This window comes from Microbacterium panaciterrae, from assembly GCF_039541635.1.
GTDB classification, from domain to species: domain Bacteria; phylum Actinomycetota; class Actinomycetes; order Actinomycetales; family Microbacteriaceae; genus Microbacterium; species Microbacterium panaciterrae.
The window spans coordinates 1-23,354 of sequence record NZ_BAABGP010000017.1; the positions used below are offsets into that span (position 1 = coordinate 1).

At 70.2% G+C, this 23,354-nt stretch carries 24 protein-coding genes; 23 read left to right on the forward strand and 1 reads right to left on the reverse strand.

All coding sequences use genetic code 11. The features are described from left to right. Positions 1 to 66: 66 nt before the first annotated feature. Positions 67 to 1,005 (reverse strand): hypothetical protein, encoded by a 939-nt coding sequence (locus ABD882_RS12105; protein ID WP_345187268.1) that lies wholly within the window; start codon positions 1,003 to 1,005, stop codon positions 67 to 69. A 3-nt stretch (positions 1,006 to 1,008) separates the two neighbouring features. Between ABD882_RS12105 and ABD882_RS12110 the strand changes: the two genes are divergently transcribed. The 23 genes from ABD882_RS12110 to ABD882_RS12220 all read left to right on the forward strand — a co-directional run bounded on the left by ABD882_RS12110 (position 1,009) and on the right by ABD882_RS12220 (position 23,343). Continuing rightward, entirely contained in the window at positions 1,009 to 1,572 is a 564-nt protein-coding gene (locus tag ABD882_RS12110; protein WP_345187270.1) for a hypothetical protein, read from the forward strand. After that, positions 1,569 to 2,600, forward strand: a complete 1,032-nt coding sequence (locus ABD882_RS12115; RefSeq protein ID WP_345187271.1) for an HAD-IIA family hydrolase — start codon at positions 1,569 to 1,571, stop codon at positions 2,598 to 2,600. Before ABD882_RS12110 ends, ABD882_RS12115 begins: the two co-directional genes overlap by 4 nt. Positions 2,601 to 2,645: 45 nt before the next feature. Next, on the forward strand, positions 2,646 to 2,825 hold the full coding sequence (locus ABD882_RS12120) for a hypothetical protein (protein WP_345187272.1): 180 nt from the start codon (positions 2,646 to 2,648) through the stop codon (positions 2,823 to 2,825). Beyond that, entirely contained in the window at positions 2,822 to 3,637 is an 816-nt protein-coding gene (locus ABD882_RS12125) for a TlyA family RNA methyltransferase (RefSeq protein WP_345187274.1), read from the forward strand. The genes ABD882_RS12120 and ABD882_RS12125 overlap by 4 nt, the downstream gene beginning before the upstream one ends. Then, complete coding sequence (locus ABD882_RS12130; RefSeq protein ID WP_345187275.1) at positions 3,634 to 4,554, forward strand: NAD kinase; 921 nt, start codon at positions 3,634 to 3,636, stop codon at positions 4,552 to 4,554. Before ABD882_RS12125 ends, ABD882_RS12130 begins: the two co-directional genes overlap by 4 nt. Next, positions 4,551 to 6,239, forward strand: a complete 1,689-nt coding sequence (gene recN, locus ABD882_RS12135) for a DNA repair protein RecN (RefSeq protein WP_345187461.1) — start codon at positions 4,551 to 4,553, stop codon at positions 6,237 to 6,239. The genes ABD882_RS12130 and recN overlap by 4 nt, the downstream gene beginning before the upstream one ends. Before the next feature lie 9 nt (positions 6,240 to 6,248). After that, the gene (gene pyrG / locus ABD882_RS12140; RefSeq protein ID WP_345187463.1) at positions 6,249 to 7,937 is read left to right on the forward strand and encodes a CTP synthase; all 1,689 of its coding nucleotides are present in this window, start codon (positions 6,249 to 6,251) and stop codon (positions 7,935 to 7,937) included. A 6-nt stretch (positions 7,938 to 7,943) separates the two neighbouring features. Further along, complete coding sequence (locus ABD882_RS12145) at positions 7,944 to 8,510, forward strand: NUDIX domain-containing protein (protein WP_345187277.1); 567 nt, start codon at positions 7,944 to 7,946, stop codon at positions 8,508 to 8,510. A gap of 1 nt (position 8,511) precedes the next feature. Then, on the forward strand, positions 8,512 to 9,414 hold the full coding sequence (xerD, locus tag ABD882_RS12150; RefSeq protein ID WP_345187465.1) for a site-specific tyrosine recombinase XerD: 903 nt from the start codon (positions 8,512 to 8,514) through the stop codon (positions 9,412 to 9,414). 88 nt (positions 9,415 to 9,502) lie between these two features. After that, complete coding sequence (locus ABD882_RS12155; RefSeq protein WP_345187279.1) at positions 9,503 to 11,050, forward strand: amino acid permease; 1,548 nt, start codon at positions 9,503 to 9,505, stop codon at positions 11,048 to 11,050. A gap of 7 nt (positions 11,051 to 11,057) precedes the next feature. Further along, positions 11,058 to 11,780 (forward strand): FadR/GntR family transcriptional regulator, encoded by a 723-nt coding sequence (locus ABD882_RS12160; RefSeq protein WP_345187281.1) that lies wholly within the window; start codon positions 11,058 to 11,060, stop codon positions 11,778 to 11,780. Continuing rightward, positions 11,777 to 13,168, forward strand: a complete 1,392-nt coding sequence (locus ABD882_RS12165; RefSeq protein ID WP_345187282.1) for a glutamine synthetase family protein — start codon at positions 11,777 to 11,779, stop codon at positions 13,166 to 13,168. Before ABD882_RS12160 ends, ABD882_RS12165 begins: the two co-directional genes overlap by 4 nt. A gap of 2 nt (positions 13,169 to 13,170) precedes the next feature. Continuing rightward, positions 13,171 to 14,574 (forward strand): aldehyde dehydrogenase family protein, encoded by a 1,404-nt coding sequence (locus ABD882_RS12170; RefSeq protein WP_345187284.1) that lies wholly within the window; start codon positions 13,171 to 13,173, stop codon positions 14,572 to 14,574. Between the two features lie 32 nt (positions 14,575 to 14,606). Then, positions 14,607 to 15,386 (forward strand): 3-oxoacyl-ACP reductase, encoded by a 780-nt coding sequence (locus tag ABD882_RS12175; protein ID WP_345187285.1) that lies wholly within the window; start codon positions 14,607 to 14,609, stop codon positions 15,384 to 15,386. Beyond that, the gene (locus ABD882_RS12180) at positions 15,379 to 16,107 is read left to right on the forward strand and encodes a gamma-glutamyl-gamma-aminobutyrate hydrolase family protein (protein ID WP_345187287.1); all 729 of its coding nucleotides are present in this window, start codon (positions 15,379 to 15,381) and stop codon (positions 16,105 to 16,107) included. Before ABD882_RS12175 ends, ABD882_RS12180 begins: the two co-directional genes overlap by 8 nt. A 30-nt stretch (positions 16,108 to 16,137) precedes the next feature. Beyond that, positions 16,138 to 17,004 (forward strand): ParA family protein, encoded by an 867-nt coding sequence (locus tag ABD882_RS12185; RefSeq protein ID WP_425563367.1) that lies wholly within the window; start codon positions 16,138 to 16,140, stop codon positions 17,002 to 17,004. Continuing rightward, positions 16,988 to 17,791, forward strand: a complete 804-nt coding sequence (locus tag ABD882_RS12190) for a segregation and condensation protein A (protein WP_345187291.1) — start codon at positions 16,988 to 16,990, stop codon at positions 17,789 to 17,791. Before ABD882_RS12185 ends, ABD882_RS12190 begins: the two co-directional genes overlap by 17 nt. After that, positions 17,781 to 18,365, forward strand: a complete 585-nt coding sequence (scpB, locus tag ABD882_RS12195; RefSeq protein ID WP_345187293.1) for an SMC-Scp complex subunit ScpB — start codon at positions 17,781 to 17,783, stop codon at positions 18,363 to 18,365. Before ABD882_RS12190 ends, scpB begins: the two co-directional genes overlap by 11 nt. Continuing rightward, a complete protein-coding gene (locus ABD882_RS12200; RefSeq protein ID WP_425563364.1) occupies positions 18,362 to 19,114 on the forward strand; it encodes a pseudouridine synthase in 753 nt (250 codons plus the stop codon). Before scpB ends, ABD882_RS12200 begins: the two co-directional genes overlap by 4 nt. Further along, the gene (locus ABD882_RS12205) at positions 19,111 to 20,208 is read left to right on the forward strand and encodes a prephenate dehydrogenase (protein WP_345187294.1); all 1,098 of its coding nucleotides are present in this window, start codon (positions 19,111 to 19,113) and stop codon (positions 20,206 to 20,208) included. Before ABD882_RS12200 ends, ABD882_RS12205 begins: the two co-directional genes overlap by 4 nt. Beyond that, positions 20,201 to 20,896, forward strand: a complete 696-nt coding sequence (gene cmk, locus ABD882_RS12210; RefSeq protein ID WP_345187296.1) for a (d)CMP kinase — start codon at positions 20,201 to 20,203, stop codon at positions 20,894 to 20,896. The genes ABD882_RS12205 and cmk overlap by 8 nt, the downstream gene beginning before the upstream one ends. After that, the gene (gene der, locus ABD882_RS12215; protein ID WP_345187298.1) at positions 20,889 to 22,409 is read left to right on the forward strand and encodes a ribosome biogenesis GTPase Der; all 1,521 of its coding nucleotides are present in this window, start codon (positions 20,889 to 20,891) and stop codon (positions 22,407 to 22,409) included. The genes cmk and der overlap by 8 nt, the downstream gene beginning before the upstream one ends. After that, on the forward strand, positions 22,390 to 23,343 hold the full coding sequence (locus ABD882_RS12220) for an NUDIX domain-containing protein (RefSeq protein ID WP_345187299.1): 954 nt from the start codon (positions 22,390 to 22,392) through the stop codon (positions 23,341 to 23,343). The genes der and ABD882_RS12220 overlap by 20 nt, the downstream gene beginning before the upstream one ends. Positions 23,344 to 23,354: the final 11 nt, after the last annotated feature.

A 23,354-nucleotide genomic window follows, 5' to 3' on the forward strand; every position in this document is an offset into this window, starting at 1 on the left:
GAGAGTAGGACACCGCCGGACTTCTTTTACCAGAAAGGCCACCCAAAGCAGGGTGGCCTTTCTGCGTTAACATGCTTTTGCGGAAGGAGTCATGTCATGGCTGAGGATGAGCAGCGCCCTCGCGAGCGCAAGGACCACGGTTCTCAGGGGCCCCGTCGCTATGTCGACGGCGATCGTGCTTCTCGACCCTTCCGCGGTGATCGACTCGCGTCCGGCGACCGCCCCGCTCGCAGCAGCGACGATCGTCCGCGCCGTGAAGGTGACCGTCCGTACCGGCCGAGCAACAACACGGATCGCCCGAAGCGTGACGGCGATCGTCCGTTCCGGAGCAATAGCGGCACGGACCGCCCGAAGCGTGACGGCGATCGCCCCTACCGGAGCAACGATGACCGTCCGCGCCGTGAAGGCGACCGCCCCTACCGGCCCAGCAACAACACGGACCGCCCGAAGCGTGACGGTGACCGTCCCTACCGGAGCAACGACGATCGTCCGCGCCGTGAAGGTGACCGTCCGTACCGGCCGAGCAACAACACGGATCGCCCGAAGCGTGACGGCGATCGTCCGTTCCGGCCCAGCAACAACACGGACCGGCCCCGCCGTGAAGGCGACCGCCCCTACCGGCCCAGCAACAACACGGACCGTCCGAAGCGTGACGGTGACCGTCCGTACCGGCCCAGCAACAACACAGACCGTCCCCGCCGTGACGGCGACGGTCCCAAGCGTGATGGCGACCGCCCCTACCGGCCCAGCAACAACACAGACCGTCCGCGCCGCGAGGGCGACCGCCCCTACCGCAGCACCGACGACCGGCCGCGCCGGGCGATCCCTGCGGGCGATCGTCCGAGGGACCCGGAGATCCCGGACGAGGTCACGGCCCGCGATCTGCACTCTTCGGCGCGCAATGAGCTGAAGACGCTGAGCAAGGAGAACGCCGAGAACGTCGCCCGCCATCTCGCGATGGCCGCGCAGTTGATCGACGAGGATCCGGCGCTCGCGCATGAGCACGCCATGGCTGCCTCCCGCCGGGCCGGCCGTGTGGCCGTCGTACGGGAGTCGGTCGCCATCACGGCATACGCGATGGGCGACTTCGCTCTGGCACTGCGGGAGCTGCGCACGTATCGGCGCATCTCCGGGCGCGACGACCAGATCGCGCTGATCGTCGACAGCGAGCGCGGCATGGGACGGCCGGACCGCGCGCTCGAGGAGGCGCGTTCTGTGGACCGCGCCGCACTGCCGACGGCCACGCGGGTCGCTCTCGCCATCGCGATGTCGGGCGCCCGGCTGGACCGCGGCGAGATCGAGCTGGCTCTCGGCGAGCTCGAGATCCCCGAGCTCAACCCCGATCTCGCGTACGAGTGGAGCCCCGCTCTGTTCGCCGCGCGGGCTGCCGTCCTGGATGACCTCGGTCGCGCCGAGGAGGCCGCCTTCTGGCAGGAACGCGCCGACGCCGCGGCGGCGGCGCTGGGCCTCGACGAGGATGAGGTCGTCGTCGAGGACCTGTACGAGGATCTGCCCGAGGAGGACGAAAGCGCCCCCGTTGAGGAAGCCCCTGCCGAGGAGCCTTCCGAGTGAGTCTCTTCTCCCGTGATCGGCGCACGCCGCTCACCGATGTCGACGTCGTGCTCGCCGACCTCGACGGCGTCGTCTACGCCGGCGCCGGTGCCATCCCCTACGCCGTCGAGAGCCTGCAGGAGGTCGAGCGGACCCGACGGCTGGGCTACATCACGAACAACGCCGCGCGCACCGACGTCTCGGTGGCGGCGCACCTGTCCCAGCTGGGTCTCACCGTCGCCCCCGACGAGGTGGTGACCAGCCCGCAGGCCGCCATGCGTCTGCTCTCCGGCCTGATCCCGGCCGGATCCACGATTCTCGTCGTCGGCGGGGACGGTCTCGTCGACGAGGTGCAGAAGGCGGGATTCCGCGTCACGCGCAGCGCCGATGACGCGCCGGCCGCCGTGGTGCAGGGCTTCGCCCCCGAGGTCGGCTGGACGGATCTCGCGGAAGCGGCGTTCGCGTTGAAGGTCCCGGAGGAAGAGGGCGGCATCCCCTGGATCGCCACCAACACCGACTGGACCGTTCCGCAGGCGCGCGGTGTCGCGCCGGGCAACGGGACGCTCGTGTCTGCGGTGCACACCGCGATCGGCCGCCTCGCGACGGTCGCGGGCAAGCCGGAGACTCCGATCTTCGAGGAGGCCGTCGCCCGATTCGGCGCCCGCACCCCGCTGTTCATCGGCGACCGGCTCGACACGGACATCCAGGGCGCGTCCCGCGCCGGGATCGATTCGGTGCTCGTGCTGACCGGCATCGACCGGCCGAAGCACGTGCTTGCCGCCCCCGAGGGCTCGCGCCCCACGTTCATCCTCGGCGATCTCCGCGAGCTGCACGAGCCGTATCCGCAGACCCGTATCAAGGGGGACACGGTGACGGTGCGCGGCGCATCGGTCCGCATCGACGGACCCGACATCACCATCCTCAGCGAGGGCGACCGCCCGATCGACCTGGTTCGCGCCGGAGCCGCGGCGATCTGGCGCACCGGGCGGCAGATCTTCGGGTTCCGCGTGCCCGAGCGGCTGTACGCGGATCCGTTCCACCGCCCCTAGGAACGTCGGGGCCGGTTCGAGACGCAGCGGACCTAAGGTGGAGGGATGAGCGACAATTCGGCGGACCCCGCGGACGGCCTGTGGAGTCGGCTGCGCCTCATCGAAGGACAGCCCCTGGACTCCCGTGCGGCGGCGTACTCGAGCCTGCACGACGACCTCGCCCGACGTCTGGAGAGCGCGCCGCGCGACCCGGCGACGCCGCGATCCGGTTCCGACCGCGGATGACGGCCCGTCTCGACGCCGCCCTCGCGGCCCGGGGGCTCGCTCGTTCGCGCACGCACGCATCGACGCTCATCGACGGCGGCCTGGTGAGCGTCAACGGAAAGCCCGTCACGAAGGCCTCGACCAGGATCGACGACGGCGACACGATCGAGGTCGCCGTCTCCGATCACTACGTCAGCCGCGGAGCGCACAAGCTCATCGCCGCGCTCGACGGCTTCGGGATCGATCCGACGGGGCGACTCGCGCTGGACCTGGGCGCATCGACCGGTGGATTCACCCAGGTGCTGCGCGAGCGCGGTGCGCGGCGGGTGCTCGCGGTCGACGTCGGCCACGATCAGCTCGCCCCTGCCGTGCGCGCGGATCCGGGCGTCGTGGTGGTGGAGGGATTCAACGTCCGGCATATGGACCCGGACACGCTCGCCGCGGCCACGGGAGAGTCCGCGCGGCCCGACCTCGTCGTCGGAGATCTCTCGTTCATCTCGCTCACGCTGGTCCTGCCCTCGATCGCCGCGACCGCGGCCGATGACGTCGACGTGGTGCTGCTGGTCAAGCCGCAGTTCGAGGTCGGGCGCACCGCCGTGCGCGGAGGTCTCGTGACGAACCCGACGATCCGCGCCGACGCGGTCGCACGCACGCTCTGGAGCGCCTGGGACCACGGCTTCGGGGTGCGCGGGCTGATCCCGTCGCCGATCCTCGGCACGCACGGCAATGCGGAATACCTGGTGCACCTCCGATCGGGCCGGAGCGCCCGCGGGCAGGGGAGCAATCCGACAGAATGGTTGAGCACGATCGACCAGATGGCAGGAGGACGATGAACGAGCGCAGGATCCTCGTCGTCGCACACGCGGGCCGTGGCGACACCGTGCGTGCCGCGCACCGCGTCGTCGCCGCGCTCCGTGCCGCCGGCGCCACGCCCGTGCTCGCCGCCGAGGATCACGGCGAACTCGCGGCGGCGGATCCGCTCTTCGCCGACGTCGCGCTGCTCGCGCGGGGCGATCAGAGCGGCGTTCCGGTCGAAGACGTCGAGCTCGCGATCGTGCTCGGCGGCGACGGCACGATCCTGCGCGCCGCAGAACTCGTCCGCAACGGCACCGCGCCGATCCTCGGCATCAACATGGGCCACGTCGGCTTCCTCGCCGAGATCGAGCGCGACGACATGGACGCAGCCGTCACACGCATCATCGACCGGGACTATTCGGTCGAGGAGCGCATGGCACTGTCGATCCGGGTCAAGGATCGCGAGGGCCGGGTCGTCTACAGCACGTGGGCGCTGAACGAGGCGACCGTGGAGAAGGCCAGCCGCGAACGCATGATCGAGGTCATCGTCGAGATCGACGGGCGACCGCTCACCAGCTTCGGATGCGACGGCATGGTGGTCTCGACGCCGACCGGCGCGACCGCCTACAACTTCTCGGCCGGCGGTCCGGTGATCTGGCCCGGCGTCGAGGCGATCGCCGTTGTCCCGCTGTCCGCGCATGCGCTGTTCGCGCGGCCGCTGGTCGTGGCGCCCGGCGCGCCCGTCGCCATCGAACTGCTCGAGCGCAACGACGGCGCCGCGATCCTCTGGTGCGACGGCCGGCGCTCGCACGAGCTCCCGCCCGGCGCCCGGGTCGTGGTGCGCCGCTCGTCGCGGCCGGTGCGCCTGGCGCGCCTGCACCCGAGCGTGTTCACCGATCGTCTGGTGCGCAAGTTCCAGTTGCCGGTCTCGGGGTGGCGGGGGTCGGAGTCGTGATCGAGGAGCTGCGCCTGCGCGACCTCGGGGTCATCGCCGAGGCCGTGCTGCCGATCGGTCCGGGATTCACTGCCATCACCGGCGAGACCGGCGCCGGCAAGACCATGGTCGTGACCGGACTCGGGCTGCTGCTCGGCGCCAGGGCCGATTCCGGCGCCGTGCGGGCGGGCGCCGCGCAGGCGTCCGTGGCCGGCGTGTGGATCGTCCCGACTGCGGGATCGGTCGCCGACACCGTGGCCGACGCCGGCGGCGAGCTCGAGCCGTACGACGACGGACGCGGTGAGCTGTACGTCTCGCGCACCCTGACCGCCGAGGGTCGCAGCCGCGCGAGTGTGGGCGGACGCGCGGCCCCCGCCGGCGTGCTCGCCGACCTCGCCGACGATCTGGTGGTCGTGCACGGCCAGTCCGAGCAGCTCCGGCTGCGCTCGGCGGCCGCGCAGCGCGAGGCGCTGGACCGCTTCGGCGGGACATCGATCGTCGAGGCACGCGACGCGTACACCGCGGCGTGGGAGCGCTGGCGGGCGCTGTCCGGCGAACTCGACGAGATCACGGGCAATCAGGATCGCCGCCGCGCCGAGGCGGACGACCTGCGTGCCGCGCTCGTGCTGATCGAGGCGACGGATCCGCAGCCGGGGGAGGACGATGCGCTCGCGGAGCGGGCGGAGCGCCTCGCCAACGCCGAAGAGCTGCGCCAGGCGGCATCGCTCGCGCACGCGGCCTTCTCCGATGAGGACGGCGACACCGACATCTCGGCACTGCTGGCCACCGCGCGCCGAGCGCTCGAGCGAGTGCATGATTCCGAGCTGACGGCGATCGCGGAGAGCATCGCCGATCTCGGCTACCGCGCCGCCGACGTCGCCGGGCAGCTCTCCGGGTATCTCGCCGATCTGGACGAGTCGGGGCCGCACGAGCTCGCGGCGGTCGAGGAGCGCCGGGCCGCGCTCGCCACCCTGGTGCGCGCGCATGGCTCCCTCGACGCCGCGCTGGAGGTGTGGAACACGGGATCCGCGCGGCTGGCCGAACTCGACGACGACACCGACCGGGTCGAGCGCCTGGCGGCCGAGCGCGACGCGGCACGGGGCGACCTGGACGCCGCCGCCCAAACGCTGAGCGCGCTGCGCACCGAGGCGGCAGGCCGATTGGGCGCCGCGGTCACCGAGGAGCTGCACGCCCTCGCCATGCCGGACGCGCGCCTGGTCGTCGCGGTCATCGAGGGGGCCGAGAGCGCGTTCGGCCGTGACGATGTCGCGATCCTGCTCGCCCCGCATCCCGGGGCGGAGCCGCGCGCGGTCGCCAAGGGGGCCTCGGGCGGCGAGCTCTCCCGCGTGATGCTCGCGATCGAGGTCGTCATCGCCGGCACGGATCCTGTCCCCACGTTCGTGTTCGACGAGGTCGACGCCGGCATCGGCGGCGCGGCGGCGATCGAAGTGGGCCGGCGCCTCGCGCGCCTCGCGCTCACCTCGCAGGTGATCGCCGTGACGCACCTCGCGCAGGTGGCCGCGTTCGCCAACAACCACCTCAGCGTCGTGAAGGCGAACGACGGCCGGGTCACGGCGTCCAGCGTCCGGCGTCTGCACGGCACCGACCGCGAAGCCGAGATGGCGCGGCTGCTCTCGGGCCTCACCGACTCGGGCGCCGCCCTCGAGCACGCCAGAGAACTTCTCGCGTTGAGACTGATAGGATAAAAGCCCGTGATGCAGAACTCAGCCGCGCGGACAGACAACGACACCACCAAGCACATCTTCGTGACGGGCGGTGTCGTTTCCTCGTTGGGCAAGGGCCTGACGGCAGCCAGCCTCGGCAATCTGCTCACGGCCCGCGGACTGCGTGTCGTCATGCAGAAACTGGATCCGTACCTGAACGTGGATCCGGGCACGATGAACCCGTTTCAGCACGGCGAGGTGTTCGTCACCGATGACGGCGCGGAGACCGACCTCGACATCGGCCACTACGAGCGGTTCCTCGACATCGAGCTCAGTCAGGCCGCCAACGTGACCACCGGCCAGATCTACTCGCAGGTCATCGCCAAGGAGCGTCGCGGCGAGTACCTCGGCGACACCGTGCAGGTGATCCCGCACATCACGGACGAGATCAAGCGCCGCATGCGGCTGCAGGCCGACGAGACGCCGAAGCCCGACGTCATCATCACCGAGATCGGCGGCACCGTCGGCGACATCGAGTCGCAGCCGTTCATCGAGTCGGCCCGGCAGATCCGTCACGAGCTCGGACGCAAGAACGTGTTCTTCGTGCACGTCTCCCTGGTGCCGTTCATGGGCGCCTCGGGCGAGCAGAAGACCAAGCCGACCCAGCACTCCGTCGCGACGCTGCGCTCGATCGGGATCCAGCCGGACGCCCTCGTGCTGCGCAGCGACCGGCCCGTCACCGAGTCGAACAAGCGCAAGATCGCGCTCATGTGCGACGTCGACGAGGACGCGGTCGTGAACGCCGTCGACGTGCCGAGCATCTACGACATCCCGACCATGCTGCACGACCAGGGCCTGGACGACTACATCGTCGACGCGCTCGGCCTCGCGAAGGCGGCGGAGGTGGACTGGTCGCGCTGGCAGAAGGTGCTGCAGGCCGTGCACAACCCGAAGCACGAGGTCACGATCGGCCTCGTCGGCAAGTACATCGACCTGCCCGACGCGTACCTCTCCGTCACCGAGGCGCTCAAGGCCGGCGGCTTCGCGCACGAGGTCGCCGTGAAGATCCGCTGGATTCCGTCCGACTCGTGCGAGACGCCCGAGGGCGCGGCCAAGGCGCTCGCCGATCTCGACGGCATCTGCGTGCCCGGCGGCTTCGGGATCCGTGGCATCGAGGGCAAGCTGGGCGCGCTGCGCTTCGCCCGCGAGCAGGGGATGCCCACCCTCGGTCTGTGCCTGGGCCTGCAGTGCATGGTGATCGAGTACGCGCGCAACGTCGCCGGGATCGCCGGCGCCTCATCGACCGAGTTCGACCCCGACACCGCCGAGCCGGTCATCGCGACGATGGCGGAGCAGGTCGAGATCCTCGACGGCGGCGACCTGGGCGGCACCATGCGGCTGGGGCTGTACCAGGCGGCGCTCGGCGAAGGATCGCTCGCCGCCGAGCTGTACGGCGCCGCCGAGGCGTCCGAGCGGCACCGGCACCGGTACGAGGTGAACAACGCCTACCGTGGCCGTCTCGCCGACGCCGGACTGGCGTTCTCGGGGCTCAACCCCGAGCTGGACCTCGTCGAGTACGTCGAGCTGCCCCGCGAGGTGCACCCGTTCTACATCGCCACCCAGGCGCACCCCGAGCTGCGCTCGCGTCCGACCGACCCGCACCCGCTGTTCCGCGGGCTGGTCGGCGCGGCGATCGAGCGGCACCGCTCCAGCGAGCTGTTCGACGACGACGAGAACTGAGCCCGGATGGGCGAGCTGCGCGACGAGCCGTTCACGCACGAGGTGCTCTCCAGCGCCGAGGTGTACCGCGGCGCGGTCTGGGGCGTCCGGGAGGACCGCATCCGCTACGGCGACGGCGAGATCGTGCGTCAGTACCTGGATCACACGGGCGCGGTCGCGGTGGTCGCGATCGACGAGCAGGGGCGGGTGCTGCTGATCCAGCAGTACCGGCACCCGGTCCGCGCGCGCGACTGGGAGCTGCCGGCGGGACTGCTCGACGTGGCGGGGGAGGATCCGCTGGACGCAGCACGCCGTGAGCTCGCCGAGGAGGCGGATCTCGTCGCTGCGGCCTGGGAGCCGCTGGTCTCCACGTACACCACGCCGGGCAGCAATTCCGAGCTCATTCACGTGTTCCTGGCGACGCGGCTGAGCGCCACGGCGGAGACGTTCGCGCGGGAGGACGAGGAGGCGGACATCAGCCTCGCCTGGGTGCCGCTCGCCGAGGCCGCGGACGGCGTGCTCGCCGGACACCTGCGCAATGGGATCCTCGCGGTGGGGGTCCTGGCGGCCGAACGGCGCCTGCGCGGGGCGTGACGTGCAGCTCGACCGGGCCCTCGACGCCTATCTCCGGCATGTGACGATCGAGCGCGGTCTGGCCGCGCACACGCTCGCCGCCTACCGTCGCGACCTCGACGGGTATCTGTGCTGGCTGGTCGAGCGCGGGATCGCCGAGACCGGCGAGATCACGGCGGAGGTCGTGGCCGCGTTCGTCGCGGAGCGCGCCTCGGCGGAGCCCGCACCAGCGGCGTCGAGCCTCGCGCGGCTGCAGTCGTCCGTGCGCGGCTGGCATCGGTTCCTCGCGCGTGAGGGGATCGCCGAGGCGGATCCGAGCTCGCGGCTGCGGCCGCCGAAACTGCCGCAGCGACTGCCCAAGGCGCTCACGATCGATCAGGTCGAGCGACTGCTCGCGGCCCCCCCGGCGGAGGATCCGATCGGGATCAGGGACCGCGCCCTGCTCGAGCTGCTGTACGCGACGGGCGCCCGCGTCTCGGAGGCGATCTCGCTCGACGTCGACGACCTCGCGCACGGCGACGTGCTGCGCCTGCGCGGCAAGGGATCCAAGGAGCGCATCGTGCCGATCGGGTCGTACGCGCGCGCCGCGGCCGACGCATACCTCACGCGCGTGCGTCCCGCGCTCGCCGCCCGAGGGCGGGCATCTGCGAAGCTCTTCCTCGGCGCCCGTGGTGCTCCGCTGTCGCGGCAGAGCGCCTGGCTCATCATCCGGGCCGCCGCCGAGGGCGCGCACATCGCGGCGGAGGTGTCGCCGCACACCCTCCGGCACTCCTTCGCCACGCACCTGCTGCAGGGCGGGGCCGATGTGCGCGTCGTGCAGGAGCTGCTCGGTCACGCCTCCGTCGCGACCACGCAGATCTATACGCACGTCTCGGTGGACACGCTCCGCGATGTCTACGTGACCGCGCATCCGCGCGCTCGCTAATGGTTTGAGGTCAGACCATTGACAGATCCCGGGTGGAAACGTCAGAATCGCTGCACACGCTCCCTCCACTGAAAGCAGGCAGCACTTCATGAGCGACACGACAAAGGCGCCGGACTCGCACCCGATCGACGACGACGCCGCGGCCCTGGCCGCACTGGGCTACAAGCAGGAACTGCACAGAGGGATGTCGGGGTTCAGCAACTTCGCCGTCTCCTTCTCCATCATCTCCATCCTCGCCGGCTGCATCACCTCCTACGCCATCGCCCTGAACTCGGGCGGCCCCTCCGCGATCACGATCGGCTGGCCGGTGGTCGGCGTGTTCGTGCTCATGGTCGCCCTCGCGATGGCCGAGGTGTGCTCCAAGTACCCGACCGCCGGCGGCCTGTACTTCTGGGCCGGGCGACTCGCCAAGCGGAACAAGCGCCAGTGGGCGTGGTCCGTGGGCTGGTTCAACTTCCTCGGCGAGGTCGCCGTGACCGCGGCGATCGACTTCGGCGCCGCGACCACCATGATGGCCTTCGCCAACCTCGTGTGGGGCGTAGAGCCGACGAAGGCGAGCACCTTCGGCCTCTTCGTCGTGCTCATCGTCATCCACGGTCTGCTGAACACGTTCGGCGTGAACATCGTGAGCCTGCTCTCGAACGTCTCCGCCTGGTGGCACATCGTCGGCGTGCTCATCATCGTCGGCGCGCTGTGGATCATGCCGACCCAGCATCAGGATGTGGGCTGGACGTTCACGCACTGGTACAACGGCACGGGCTGGTCCTTCGGGCCGTACGTGTTCCTCATGGGCCTGCTCATGGCGCAGTACACGTACACGGGCTATGACGCTTCGGCGCACGTCGCCGAGGAGACCAAGAACGCCTCGATCGCCGCCCCCAAGGGCATCGTCATGAGCGTGGTGATCTCGATCATCGGCGGATGGATCCTGCTGTTCTCGATCACCGCGGCGATCCAGGACGGCAGCGACAAGGGGATCGCCGGTCTGCTCTCGTCCGGCACCGGCCTTCCGCCGGCGCAGATCTTCCTGGATGCGCTGAACAACCCGGTGATGGCGAAGTTCCTGCTGTTCATCGTGTGCGGCGCGCAGTTCTTCTGCGGCATGGCGTCGGTCACGGCGAACTCGCGGATGAGCTACGCGTTCTCCCGCGACAACGCGATTCCGGGCTCGCGGCTGTGGGCCAAGGTCAACGCGCGCACCGGCACGCCGACCAACTCGATCTGGCTGTGCGTGGTGCTCTCGATCATCCTGACCACCCCGGCGCTGTTCAACAACACCGCGTACCTCGCGGTCACCTCGGTGGCGGTCATCGGCCTGTACATCGCCTACGTCACCCCGGTGTTCCTGAGGCGACTCGACAAGGGCTTCGTCGCCGGGCCCTGGCATCTCGGCAAGTGGAGCGCGGTCGTCGGCTGGATCGCGGTGGTGTGGGTGATCTTCATCATCATCCTGTTCGTGCTGCCACCCGTGAACCCGATCACGATCGACACGTTCAACTACGCGCCGATCGCCGTGGCCGTGGTCGCCGTCCTCGCGATCGTGCTGTGGTACGCCTACGGCAAGCGGGACTTCATGGCCTCGACCGCCGAGGCCGAGCACCTCACGATGTCGCCGGACAAGCTGCTCGAGGAGTAGCAGGCGCATGACCGACGCGATGGAGTCCCCTCTGGTGGACGCGGCGCTGCACCCGGTCCGCGGGCACATGGCCTTCGAGTCCTGCGTGGAGCAGCTCGGCTCGGCCATCCAGCTCGGGATCTTCCGGGTGGGCACGAAGCTGCCCGGCGAGCGCGAGCTCGCCGAGAAGCTGAACGTCTCCCGCGCCACCCTCCGGGAAGCCATCAGCGCCCTCCGCACCGCCGGGCTCGTCTCCACGACCCGGGGGCGCGGAGGGGGCACCGTCGTCCGGCCGGCCGTCGAACAGTGGCCGGCCGATCAGACCCCGCCGCGCCGCGCCGAGATCGACGACGTGATCGTGTTCCGCTCAGTCATCGAACCCGGCGCCGCACATCGCGCGGCGCTCACCGATCTCGATGCGGCACAACGGGACCTGCTCACGAGCTGCCTCGTCGATCTCGCCGAGGCGGTGACCCCGGCCGACTACCGGCAGGCGGACGCTCGCCTGCATCTCTCGATCGCGACTGTGTGCGGATCCGACGAACTGGCCCGCGCCTGCAGCACCGTGCAGGTGCGGATCCACCAGCTCCTCGCCGAGATCCCATTCCTGAAGACCAACATCGACCACTCCGAGACCGAGCATCGCGCGATCGTCGCCGCCATCCTGGCCGGCGACGCCGACCGGGCCCGCGACACCATGACCGTGCACTGCGACGCCACCGCCGCACTCCTCAAGGGACTCCTGAAATGACACACAACCCCCTCGAAATCCACGCCCGCAACGACCGCATGCTGACCGTCGAGCAGCTGCGCGACCGGATCCTGGACGGGTCGCTCGACACCGTGATCCTCGCCTTCACAGACATGCAGGGGCGGCTGCAGGGCAAGCTGCTGCACGCGCGGTTCTTCCTCGACTCCGTGCTCGGCCACGGCACCGAGGGCTGCAACTACCTGCTCGCGGTCGACGTCGACATGAACACGGTCGACGGCTACGCACACGCCTCCTGGGCCGACGGCTACGGCGACATGGAGTTCGTGCTCGACCTCGCGACGATCCGGCTCCTGCCGCACCGCCCGGGGACGGCCATGATCCAGTGCGATCTGGCCGGGACCAACGGCGAGCCGGTGCGGGTCTCGCCGCGGGAGATCCTGCGTGCGCAGACGCAGCGGGCCGCCGCGCGGGGGTGGAAGGCCGTGGCGGGCACCGAGCTCGAGTTCGTCGTGTTCAACACCCCTTATGACCAGGCCTGGGACAACGGCTATCGCGACCTGGAGCCGGCCAACCGGTACAACGTCGACTACTCGATCCTCGGATCGACCGTGGTCGAACCGCTGTTGCGCGAGATCCGCAACATCATGTACGGCTCCGGCCTGACCGTGGAGTCGGCCAAGGGCGAGTGCAACTTCGGCCAGCACGAGATCGCGTTCCTGTACGACGAGGTCATCGCCACGGCGGACAACCACTCGTACTACAAGACCGTGTCGAAGGACATCGCCCGCCAGCACGGGCAGTCGATCACGTTCATGGCCAAGCCGAACCAGCGCGAAGGCAACTCCTGCCACGTGCACATGTCGCTGCGCGGACTCGACGACGACGCGCTGGTGTTCTGGGACGCGGAGCGCGGCGCACGGTCCGCCGTGTACGACCACTTCATCGCCGGCGTGCTCGCGACCATGCGCGACTTCACGCTGTTCTACGCGCCCAACATCAACTCGTACAAGCGGTTCGTGAAGGGCTCGTTCGCCCCCACCGCGGTCGCCTGGGGCGTGGACAACCGCACCAGCGCGGTGCGCCTCGTCGGCTCGGGCAAGGGCGCGCGCATGGAGAACCGCCTGCCCGGCGGCGACATGAACCCGTATCTGGGGCTGGCGGCGATGCTCGCCGGCGGACTGTACGGGATCGAGCACGAACTGGAGCTGGAGCCCGAGACGAAGGGCAACGCCTACGAGTCCGGCGCGCCGACGGTGCCGTCCACGATGCACGAGGCGCGCGCGGCGCTCGCGAACTCGGCGATCGCGAACGAGGTGTTCGGCGAGGACGTCGTGCGGCATTACGTGAACTATGCCGATGTCGAGATCGAGGCGTTCGACGCCGCGGTCACCGATTGGGAGCTGCGCCGCGGATTCGAGAGGCTGTGAGCATGAAGATCCCTTCGTCGCACTACGGCGCCGGTGGCGCCTTCACGGTGCTGAACCCCGCCACCGGGCAGCCGGTCGGCGACGTCGGGCTCGCGGATCTCGCCGAGACCGACGCCGCGATCGAGCGTGCGCACCGCGCGTACCCGGCCTGGCGCGCGATCGCCCCGGGTGAGCGCGCGCGGCTGCTGCGGTCGTTCGCGAGCGTCGTGGACGCGCACATCGACGAGCTGGCGGCGCTCGAAGTCGCCAACGCCGGGCATACGATCGGCAACGCCCGCTGGGAGGCGGGTAACGTCCGCGACGTGCTGAACTACTACAGCGCGAGCCCCGAGCGGCACTTCGGCCGGCAGATCCCGGTGCCCGGGGGTATCGACGTCACATTCCACGAGCCGCTCGGAGTGGTCGGGATCATCGTGCCGTGGAACTTCCCCATGCCGATCGCCGGATGGGGTTTCGCGCCGGCGCTCGCCGCGGGGAACACCGTGGTGCTCAAGCCCGCCGAGCTCACGCCGCTCACCGGGATGCGCCTGGGCGAGCTGGCTCTCGAGGCGGGCCTGCCCGAGGGCGTCTTCACCGTGATCACGGGCAAGGGCAGCATCGTCGGCGACCGGTTCGTGACGAACCCGTTCGTGCGCAAGGTGTGCTTCACCGGATCTACCGAGGTGGGCAAAGGGATCATGCGGGGGTGCGCCGACCAGGTCAAGCGCATCACGCTCGAGCTCGGCGGCAAGAACGCCAACATCGTGTTCGACGACGCGGATCTGGAGGCCGCGGCCGCGGCTGCTCCCGGCGGCGGGCTCGACAACGCGGGCCAGGACTGCTGCGCGCGCTCGCGGATCCTCGTGCAGGAGAACGTGTACGAGCGCTTCCTCGACCTGCTGCAGCCCGCGGTCGAGGCGTTCCGGGTGAAGGATCCGTCCGCGGAGGACGCCGAGATGGGGCCGATGGTGTCGGCGAAGCAGCGCGACGCGGTCGCGGCCCACCTCGACGGCGCCGACATCGCCTTCCGCGGTCGGAGCGTGGAGGGCGCGGACGTGGACGGCGGCTTCTGGCTCGCCCCGGCGGTCGTCCTGCCCCGCGACGCATCGGATCCGGTGTGGGCGCAGGAGCTGTTCGGCCCCGTGCTCGCGGTCATGCCGTTCCGGGACGAGGCCGACGCGATCGCGAAGGCCAACGACACCGAGTACGGTCTGTCCGGCTCGATCTTCAGCCGAGACGTGGGCCGGGCTCTGCGCGTCGCCAGGGGCGTCGAGAGCGGGAACCTCTCGATCAATTCGCACTCCTCGGTGCGCTACTGGACCCCGTTCGGCGGGTTCAAGCAGTCCGGACTCGGGCGCGAGCTCGGACCCGACGCGCCGGACTCGTTCTCCGAGGTGAAGAACGTCTTCATCTCGACCACGTACTGATCCCTCCCCACACAGCGAAAGGCACCACAGGCATGGGAAAGCTCGAAGGCAAGGTCGGCGTCATCACCGGCGGCTGCAGCGGCATCGGACTGGCGACGGCGAAGAAGTTCGTCGCCGAGGGCGCGAAGGTCGTCATCGGCGACCTGGACGAGGCGAACGGCCCCGGCATCGCCGAGGAGCTCGGCGGCGTGTTCGTGAAGGTCAACGTCACGGATCAGGCCGAAGTCGAGAACCTGTTCCGGGTCGCGCACGATACCTACGGCCGCATCGACATCGCGTTCAACAACGCCGGCATCTCGCCCGCGTCGGACGACTCGATCCTGAAGACGGGGATCGACGCCTGGAATCTCGTGCAGGACGTGAACCTGACCAGCGTGTACTACTGCTGCAAGGCGGTGCTGCCGTACATGCTCGAGCAGGGCAGCGGGTCGATCATCAACACGGCCTCGTTCGTCGCGATCATGGGCGCGGCGACCTCGCAGATCTCCTACACGGCGTCCAAGGGCGGCGTGCTCGCGATGACCCGGGAGCTCGGCGTGCAGTTCGCGCGCAAGGGCATCCGGGTCAACGCGCTCTGCCCTGGTCCGGTGAACACGCCGCTGCTGCAGGAGCTGTTCGCGAAGGACCCGGAGCGCGCGGCGCGCCGGCTGATCCACGTGCCGATGGGGCGGTTCGCCGAGCCCGAGGAGATCGCCAACGCGGTCGCCTTCCTCGGCAGCGACGAGTCCAGCTTCATCACCGCGATGGACTTCCTCGTCGACGGCGGCCTCTCCAACGCCTACGTGACGCCGCTGGAGTCCGACTTTGAGTGAAAGCCCCGTCATCGGGATCACGACCTACCGCCAGGAGGCCTCGTGGGGTTCCTGGCGGCAGGTCGAGGCCGATCTGCTCCCCAGCGACTACGCGCGCTCGATCGAGCGGGCCGGCGGCATCCCGGTGCTGCTGCCGCCGATCGCCGATCCGGACGCGGCCGCCGCGGTGCTGGCACGCCTGGACGGGGTGCTGGTCGCGGGGGGAGCGGACGTGAACCCGGCCCGGTACGGCCAGGATCCCGATCCGAGTGCGGGTCGCTGGTACGACGACCGCGACGCCTGGGAGCTCGCGCTGCTGGCGGAGGCGGAGCGGATCCGGCTGCCGCTGCTCGGGATCTGCCGCGGCATGCAGCTCATGGCGGTCGCCGCGGGCGGATCGCTCGTGCAGCATCTGCCCGACGTCGTCGGACACGACCGGCACGCGGGCAGTCCGACGTCCTACGGATCCGCCGAGGTACAGGTCGACGGCGAGGGTCGCATCGCGGATCTGGTCGCACCGGCGCTCACGGTGCCCGTGCACCACCACCAGTCCGTCGCCGACCATCCGGGCTATCGTGCGGTCGCGCATGACGCGGACGGCGTGCTGCAGGCCATGGAGCAGGACGGCGACCGATTCGCGGTGGGCGTGCAATGGCATCCCGAGACGGACGACGATCCCGCTCTGTTCGACGGTTTGGTCGCCGCGGCGCGTGAGCACCGGCAGAACCGGGGTCACGGCTAGACTCGAGCGAGCACGACGAAGCATGGAGAACTGGTGGCGAAGCAGACTAAGGATGACACTCCGATCGGACCGACCGGGCGTCCCTACCAGGGCTTTCCCATCCCCGCTGCGCTGAAGTCGCACGGGCCGGCGCGCATCATCGCCCTCTGCAACCAGAAGGGCGGCGTCGGCAAGACCACGACGTCGATCAACCTCGCCGCGGCGTTCGCGGAGTACGGGCGCAAGGTGCTCGCCGTCGACTTCGATCCGCAGGGCGCCCTGTCCGCGGGCCTGGGGATCCCGACGCACGAGATCCCCACGATCTACGACCTGCTGCTGGACACCAAGCGCGATCCGCGCGACGTGATCGTGCACACGCACGTCGAGGGCCTCGACCTGATCCCCGCGAACATCGATCTGTCCGCCGCCGAGGTGCACCTCGTCAACGAGGTCGCTCGTGAGACGATCCTGTCGCGCGTGCTGCGCCAGGTGGCGGGAGAGTACGACGTCATCCTGATCGACTGCCAGCCCTCGCTGGGGCTGCTCACCGTGAACGCGCTCACCGCCGCGCACGGCGTGCTGATCCCGCTGGAGTGCGAGTTCTTCGCGCTGCGTGGCGTCGCCCTGCTCGTCGAGACCATCGACAAGGTGCGCGACCGGCTGAACCCGTCGATCACGCTCGACGGCCTCCTCGCCACGATGTACGATGCCCGCACGCTGCACTCCCGCGAGGTGCTGGAGCGGGTCGTCGAGGCGTTCGGAGACGACGTCCTGGAGACCGTGATCGGGCGCACCGTGAAGTTCCCCGACGCCTCGGTCTCGGGGGTCCCGATCACCGAGTTCGCGCCGGAGCACCCCGCCGCACAGGCGTACCTGCGACTGGCCCGGGAGCTGGTCGCCCGTGGCGCCGTCGCCTGAGTCGTTCCGGGTCTCGCTCAGCAACTTCGACGGACCGTTCGACCTGCTGCTGAACCTCATCTCGAAGCACGAGATGGACATCACCGAGGTCTCGTTGAGCAAGGTGACGGACGAGTTCATCGCCTACCTGCGCGAGCTCGATTCCGCGGGCTCGGGGGCGGATCTGGACGAGACGAGCGAGTTCCTCGTGGTCGCCGCGACGCTGCTGGACATGAAGGTGGCGGGTCTCCTGCCCCAGGGCGAGCTGGTCGACGCCGAGTCGGTCGCCCTTCTGGAGGCCAGGGACCTGCTGTTCGCGCGGCTGCTGCAGTACCGCGCCTTCAAGGAGGTGTCGGCCTGGTTCGCCCGCAGCCTGCAGTACGAGGATCGGCGGCACGCCAGAGCCGTGCGCCTGGACGAGAAGCACCGCGCGCGCACGCCGGAACTGGTCTGGACGCTCAGCGCCGCCGACTTCGGCACGCTCGCGCTCCTGGCGTTCGCGCCGAAGGAGATCCCGACCGTCGGCCTGGACCACCTGCACGCCCCGCTCGTCAGCATCCGCGAGCAGGCCGCGATCCTGGTCACGCTGCTGCGCAGCACCGAGTCGGTCACCTTCCGCGAGGTCATCGCCGGGGCGACGGAGCCGGGGATCGTGGTGGCGCGCTTCCTCTCGGTGCTGGAGCTGTACCGGCACGCGGCGCTCTCCTTCGAACAGCTGGAGCCGCTCGGCGAGCTGACCCTGCGCTGGTCCGCCGAGCACTGGACCGACGAGATGCTGGCGACGTTGGGAGCCGACTATGACCGCTGACACTTCCACGGGCTCGGTGGCCGAGTCTCCGCTGACCGAACGGCTGGAGGCGATCCTGCTCATCATCGAGGAGCCGCACAGCCTGGTCTCCCTGGCCGCCGCGGTCGGGGCGCCCGTGCCCGCCGTGCGGCAGGGCATCGAGGCGCTCGTCGACGAGTACGACGGTCGGGGCAAGGGCCCGCGCCGCGGCTTCGAGCTGCGCGAGGTCGGCGGCGGCTGGCGGCTGTACGTGCGCGAGGACTATGACGATCTCGTCGCGGACTTCGTGGGCGGGCAGGCGCCCTCCCGGCTGTCGCAGGCCGCGCTCGAGACGCTTGCGGTGATCGCGTACAAGCAGCCGGTGACGCGCGGCCAGGTCGCCTCGATCCGTGCGGTGAACGTCGACTCGGTCGTGCGCACGCTGCTGGGTCGGGGGCTCATCACCGAGCTCTTCCAGGACTCGGAGACCGGCGCGATCAACTACGGCACCACCGACGCCCTGCTGCAGAACCTCGGCATCAACTCGCTCGACGAACTGCCGCCGATCTCTCCGCTGCTCGACGACGGTTCCGACGGATTCACGGAAAGGGCATGATGATGGAACTCGCCGAGGGCGTGCGCCTGCAGAAGGTGCTCGCGAACGCCGGGGTCGCCTCGCGCCGCGTGATCGAGCAGTACATCGTGGAGGGCCGGATCCGGGTGAACGGCGCGGTGGTCACCGAGCTCGGCCGCCGGATCGACCCCGAGAAGGATCTCGTCGACGTCGACGGCATCGCCGTACAGCTGGACGTCGGCAAGCGCTATGTGATGCTGAACAAGCCGACCGGCGTGGTCAGCTCGATGAAGGACGAGAGCGGCCGGCCCGATCTGCGCCGGTTCACGGCGGAGTACGAGGAGCGTCTCTACAACGTCGGCCGGCTGGACGCCGAGACCAGCGGGCTGCTCGTCCTCACCAACGACGGCGACCTCGCGCACGTGCTCGCACATCCCTCGTTCGGTGTCACCAAGGTCTACATCGCCAAGGTCGAGGGCTCCGTCACCGCACAGACGATCGCGAAGCTCATCAAGGGCGTCGAGCTCGAGGACGGGCCGATCGCCGCCGACAAGGCACGGCTGCTCGATTCCTCGCGCGGATCCAGCCTGGTCGAGCTGACCCTGCACTCCGGACGCAACCGGATCGTGCGCCGCATGCTCGCGGCGGTCGGCCATCCCGTCACCGAGCTCGTGCGCCGCCAGTTCGGCCCGCTGCACCTGGGAACCCTCCCGGCGGGGAAGACGCGGGAACTGACTAAAATCGAACTCGGCGCACTTCTGACCCTGTCGCGCCATCAGGAGATCGAGTGACCACGAAGACCAGGCTGTCCGGAACCGTCCGGATCGTCGGCGCGGGGCTTCTCGGCGCCAGCATCGGGCACGCCCTGACCGCGAAGGGCGTCGACGTCGCCCTCGCCGACACGTCGCCCGCGCAGCTGCGTCTGGCGATCGACTACGGCGCGGGTCGTGCCGCCCGCGAAGACGATGCGCCCGCGCTGGTGGTCGTCGCCGTGCCGCCGGACGTGACCGCCGATGTGATCGAGGCCGAGCTCGCCCGGTTCCCCGAGGCGGTCGTCACCGATGTCGCCAGCGTCAAGCTGGAGCCGCTGCGCACCCTGCGCGAGCGCGGCGTCGACCTCACCCGCTACATCGGATCCCATCCGCTCGCCGGACGGGAGCGCGGGGGCGCGATCTCCGCGCGCGCCGACATCTTCATCGGCCGGCCCTGGGTCGTCTGCCGCGACGAGGAGACCCGACCCGCCGACCTGGCGCTGGTCGAGGGCCTCGCGCTGGATCTCGAGGCCATGCCGCTCGAGATGACGCCGGAGGAGCACGACCGCGCGGTCGCGCTGACCTCGCACGTGCCGCAGGTCGTGTCGAGCCTGCTCGCCGCCCGCCTGGCCGATGCCGACGACGGATCCCTGCGCCTGGCCGGTCAGGGAGTGCGCGACACGACGCGCATCGCGGCTTCCGCCCCCGAGCTGTGGGTGCAGATCCTCGGTGCCAACTCCGCTCCCGTCGTCGCGGTGCTGGACGCGCTCGCCGGCGATCTCGCCGAAGTCGCCGACGCGCTGCGCGATCCCGAGCGCGCCGGATCCCGCCGTACGGTCGCCGAGACGATCCGGCACGGCAACGAGGGCGTGGAGCGGCTGCCCGGCAAGCACGGCCAGAACCGTCGTTTCGAGTCGTTCGTGGTCATGATCGACGACACCCCGGGCCAGCTCGGACGCCTGTTCGGCGAGCTCGGCGAGCTTGAGGTGAACGTCGAGGACCTGCGTCTGGAGCACTCGCCGGGCGCCCAGTTCGGCCTCGCCGAGATCAGCGTCACCCCGGCCGCCGTCCGCGGCGCCGTGGAGGGACTGGAGGCCAGGGGCTGGCGGATTGCGAGCATGCCCGATGACTGACCCGTTCATCGTCGCGATCGACGGCCCCGCCGGATCCGGCAAGTCCAGCGTCTCCAAGGCGGTGGCGCGACGCCTCGGCTACGGCTTCCTCGACACCGGCGCCGCCTACCGGGCTCTCGCGTGGCACGTGCTCGATCGTGGCGCCGAGACCGCCGATGAGGAGGCGGTGCTCGCCGCCGCCGCAGACTTCCCGTTCGGTCAGGGCCTGGACCCCGACGACCGGCGTGTGCACGTCGGCGACGTCGACGTGACCACGGCGATCCGCGAACCCCGCGTGTCGGGGGCCGTGAGCGGTGTCGCACGGGTGCCCGCCGTGCGCGCGCAGGTGAACGATGCGTTCCGCCGGATCGTGGCCGAAGCCGCGTATCCCGCCGTGGTCGTGGAGGGGCGCGACATCACGACCGTCGTCGCCCCGGACGCGCCGGTGCGGATCCTGCTCACCGCGGCGCCCGAGGTGCGTGCCGCGCGCCGGGCCGCGGAACTCGACGCGGAGGACGCGGGTGCCGTCGCTGCGGCCCTGCACCGCCGCGACGCCACAGACAGCGCGGTGGTGGACTTCCTCACCGCCGCGGAGGGAGTGGAGGTCGTGGATTCGACCGACCTCGACTTCGAAGCGACCATCGATGCCGTGATCACGGTGATCGAGCGACGTGCGCCAGAAGCGCAGCGAGGAGCCGGAAATGGCTGACGAAGAATACGTGGGCGGCGACGACCGTCTCGCCGAGAAGCTGGACGCGATGGACGAGGAACTCGTCGAATCGCGTGCGGCGACCCTGCGCGCAGGGCTCGACGACTACGACCTGGACGACGAGGACGCCGAGCTGCTCGCCGGTCTCGCCGAGGGCGAGGACGGGATCGAGTACCTGCCCGCGCTGCCGGTCATCGCGATCGTGGGCCGTCCGAACGTGGGCAAGTCCGCGCTGGTGAACCGGATCCTGGGCCGCCGTGAGGCGGTCGTGGAGGACACCCCTGGCGTCACCCGCGACCGGGTGACGTACAAGGGCGAGTGGATGGAGCGGCGCTTCTCGCTGGTCGACACCGGCGGCTGGGAGCCCGACGCGAAGGGCATCGACCGCTCGGTCGCCGCTCAGGCCGAGGTCGCCATCGACCTCTGCGACGTGGTGCTGTTCGTCGTCGATGCGAAGGTCGGGGCGACCTCGACCGACGAGCACGTCGTGCGTCTGCTGCGCAAGAGCGGCAAGCCGGTGTTCCTCGTCGCGAACAAGATCGACGACGCGCGCCAGGAGCCCGAAGCCGCTGCGCTGTGGAACCTGGGGCTCGGCGAGCCGTACCCCGTGTCCGCGATCCATGGTCGCGGGGTGGCCGACCTGCTCGACGCGATCATGGAGAAGCTGCCGGACGTGTCGGCGGTCGCGAAGGCCGAGATCGGCGGACCGCGCCGTGTCGCGATCCTGGGCCGGCCGAACGTGGGCAAGTCGTCGCTGCTGAACAAGGCGGCGGGGGAGGAGCGCGTGGTCGTCAACGAGCTCGCCGGCACCACCCGCGACCCTGTGGACGAGGTCGTCGAGCTGGGTGGCAAGCTGTGGCGCCTGGTCGACACGGCCGGCATCCGTCGCCGCGTGCACCTACAGCAGGGGGCCGACTTCTATGCCTCGCTGCGCACGTCCGCAGCGCTGGAGAAGGCCGAAGTGGCCGTCGTCGTGCTCGATGTGAGCCAGTCGATCAGCGTGCAGGACCTCAACATCATCGACATGGTGCTCGAGTCGGGCCGTGCGCTGGTGCTCGCGTTCAACAAGTGGGATCGCCTCTTCGACGACGACATGGAGAACCAGGATCGCCGGCGGTACCTGGAGCGCGAGATCGAGCAGGATCTGGCGCACGTCGCCTGGGCTCCGCGGGTGAACATCTCCGCGAAGACCGGTCGTCACCTGGACAAGCTCGTGCCCGCGCTGGAGAAGGCGCTGCGGAACTGGGATCGCCGTATCCCGACCGGCAAGTTCAACGCGTTCCTCTCCGAGCTCGTCGCCGAGCACCCGCACCCGCTGCGCGGGGGCAAGCAGCCCAGGATCCTGTTCGGCACCCAGGCGGCCACGCGTCCGCCGACGTTCGTGCTGTTCACGACCGGCTTCCTCGACCCCGGCTACCGCCGGTTCATCCAGCGTCGCCTGCGCGAGCTGTACGACTTCGAGGGCACCCCGATCGTGATCAACATGCGGGTGCGTGAGCGCCGCCAGCGCTGATCGCGAGCTCCCGGTGACGAACAGTGGTGATGCCTGGGTGGTGTCGCCGACGGGGGAGCAGTACTGGGGGCGATACGGCGCGGCCGGTCTGCTCGCCTATGACGTGGCGCGTGGCGTGCTGCTGCAGCATCGCGTCGCGTGGAGTCATCACGGCGGCACCTGGGCGCTGCCCGGTGGTGCGCTGCACGAGGGCGAGTCGGCCCGCGAGGGCGCGATCCGCGAGGCGCAGGAGGAAGCAGGAGTCCCGGACGGTTCGGTGCGTGCGCGCTTCGAGAGCGTCCTGGATCTCCGGATCTGGAGTTATACGACCGTCGTCGCCGATGTGGTGGTGCCGTTCGAGCCGGTGATCAGCGATCCGGAGAGCCTGGCGCTGGAGTGGGTGCCCGTGGACGAGGTCGATCGGCGCCCGCTGCACCCGGGGTTCGCCGCAGCCTGGCCGGAACTGCGGGCGCTGCTGGAGGTCAGGCCTGTCGCGGTGGTCGACGCCGCGAATGTCGTCGGATCCGTCCCGGACGGCTGGTGGAAGGATCGCGCAGGCGCGACCGCCCGGTTGCGCGACCGGCTGGACGCCTGGGGTCGTGCCGGTGTCGCCGCTGAGCGTGTCACGTTGGATTCGACGCGGTGGCATCCTCGGGTGCTGCTCGTCGCCGAGGGCGCCGCGCGCGATGTCGCGGACCCCGCGGACAGCGCTGATGTGTCGTGCGCGGTGCAGATCGTGCGGGCGCCGGGTGCGGGCGATGACACCATCGTGAGCGTTGCCCAGGAGCGGCTCTCGCGCGGGGATCGGGTGTTCGTCGTCACCAGCGACCGCGGATTGGCCGAGAGAATCGACGGGCTGCGCGGCGTCGGCACGAGCGGCGAGGACGCGAACGCGAGCGTCGTGGTGCGTCCGGTGCGCTGGCTGCTCGATCAGCTGGATGACGGGCGGCGGTAGGCCGAGCGGGT

Coding starts and splice junctions, on each gene's coding strand:
- ABD882_RS12200 (WP_425563364.1), top strand. CDS start 18,362: ATGATGATGGAACTCGCCGAGGGCGTGCGCCTGCAGAAGGTGCTCGCG.
- ABD882_RS12145 (WP_345187277.1), top strand. CDS start 7,944: ATGGGCGAGCTGCGCGACGAGCCGTTCACGCACGAGGTGCTCTCCAGC.
- ABD882_RS12120 (WP_345187272.1), top strand. CDS start 2,646: ATGAGCGACAATTCGGCGGACCCCGCGGACGGCCTGTGGAGTCGGCTG.
- der (WP_345187298.1), top strand. CDS start 20,889: ATGGCTGACGAAGAATACGTGGGCGGCGACGACCGTCTCGCCGAGAAG.
- ABD882_RS12160 (WP_345187281.1), top strand. CDS start 11,058: ATGACCGACGCGATGGAGTCCCCTCTGGTGGACGCGGCGCTGCACCCG.
- ABD882_RS12165 (WP_345187282.1), top strand. CDS start 11,777: ATGACACACAACCCCCTCGAAATCCACGCCCGCAACGACCGCATGCTG.
- ABD882_RS12155 (WP_345187279.1), top strand. CDS start 9,503: ATGAGCGACACGACAAAGGCGCCGGACTCGCACCCGATCGACGACGAC.
- ABD882_RS12130 (WP_345187275.1), top strand. CDS start 3,634: ATGAACGAGCGCAGGATCCTCGTCGTCGCACACGCGGGCCGTGGCGAC.
- ABD882_RS12170 (WP_345187284.1), top strand. CDS start 13,171: ATGAAGATCCCTTCGTCGCACTACGGCGCCGGTGGCGCCTTCACGGTG.
- scpB (WP_345187293.1), top strand. CDS start 17,781: ATGACCGCTGACACTTCCACGGGCTCGGTGGCCGAGTCTCCGCTGACC.
- ABD882_RS12175 (WP_345187285.1), top strand. CDS start 14,607: ATGGGAAAGCTCGAAGGCAAGGTCGGCGTCATCACCGGCGGCTGCAGC.
- pyrG (WP_345187463.1), top strand. CDS start 6,249: ATGCAGAACTCAGCCGCGCGGACAGACAACGACACCACCAAGCACATC.
- ABD882_RS12125 (WP_345187274.1), top strand. CDS start 2,822: ATGACGGCCCGTCTCGACGCCGCCCTCGCGGCCCGGGGGCTCGCTCGT.
- cmk (WP_345187296.1), top strand. CDS start 20,201: ATGACTGACCCGTTCATCGTCGCGATCGACGGCCCCGCCGGATCCGGC.
- ABD882_RS12110 (WP_345187270.1), top strand. CDS start 1,009: ATGGCTGCCTCCCGCCGGGCCGGCCGTGTGGCCGTCGTACGGGAGTCG.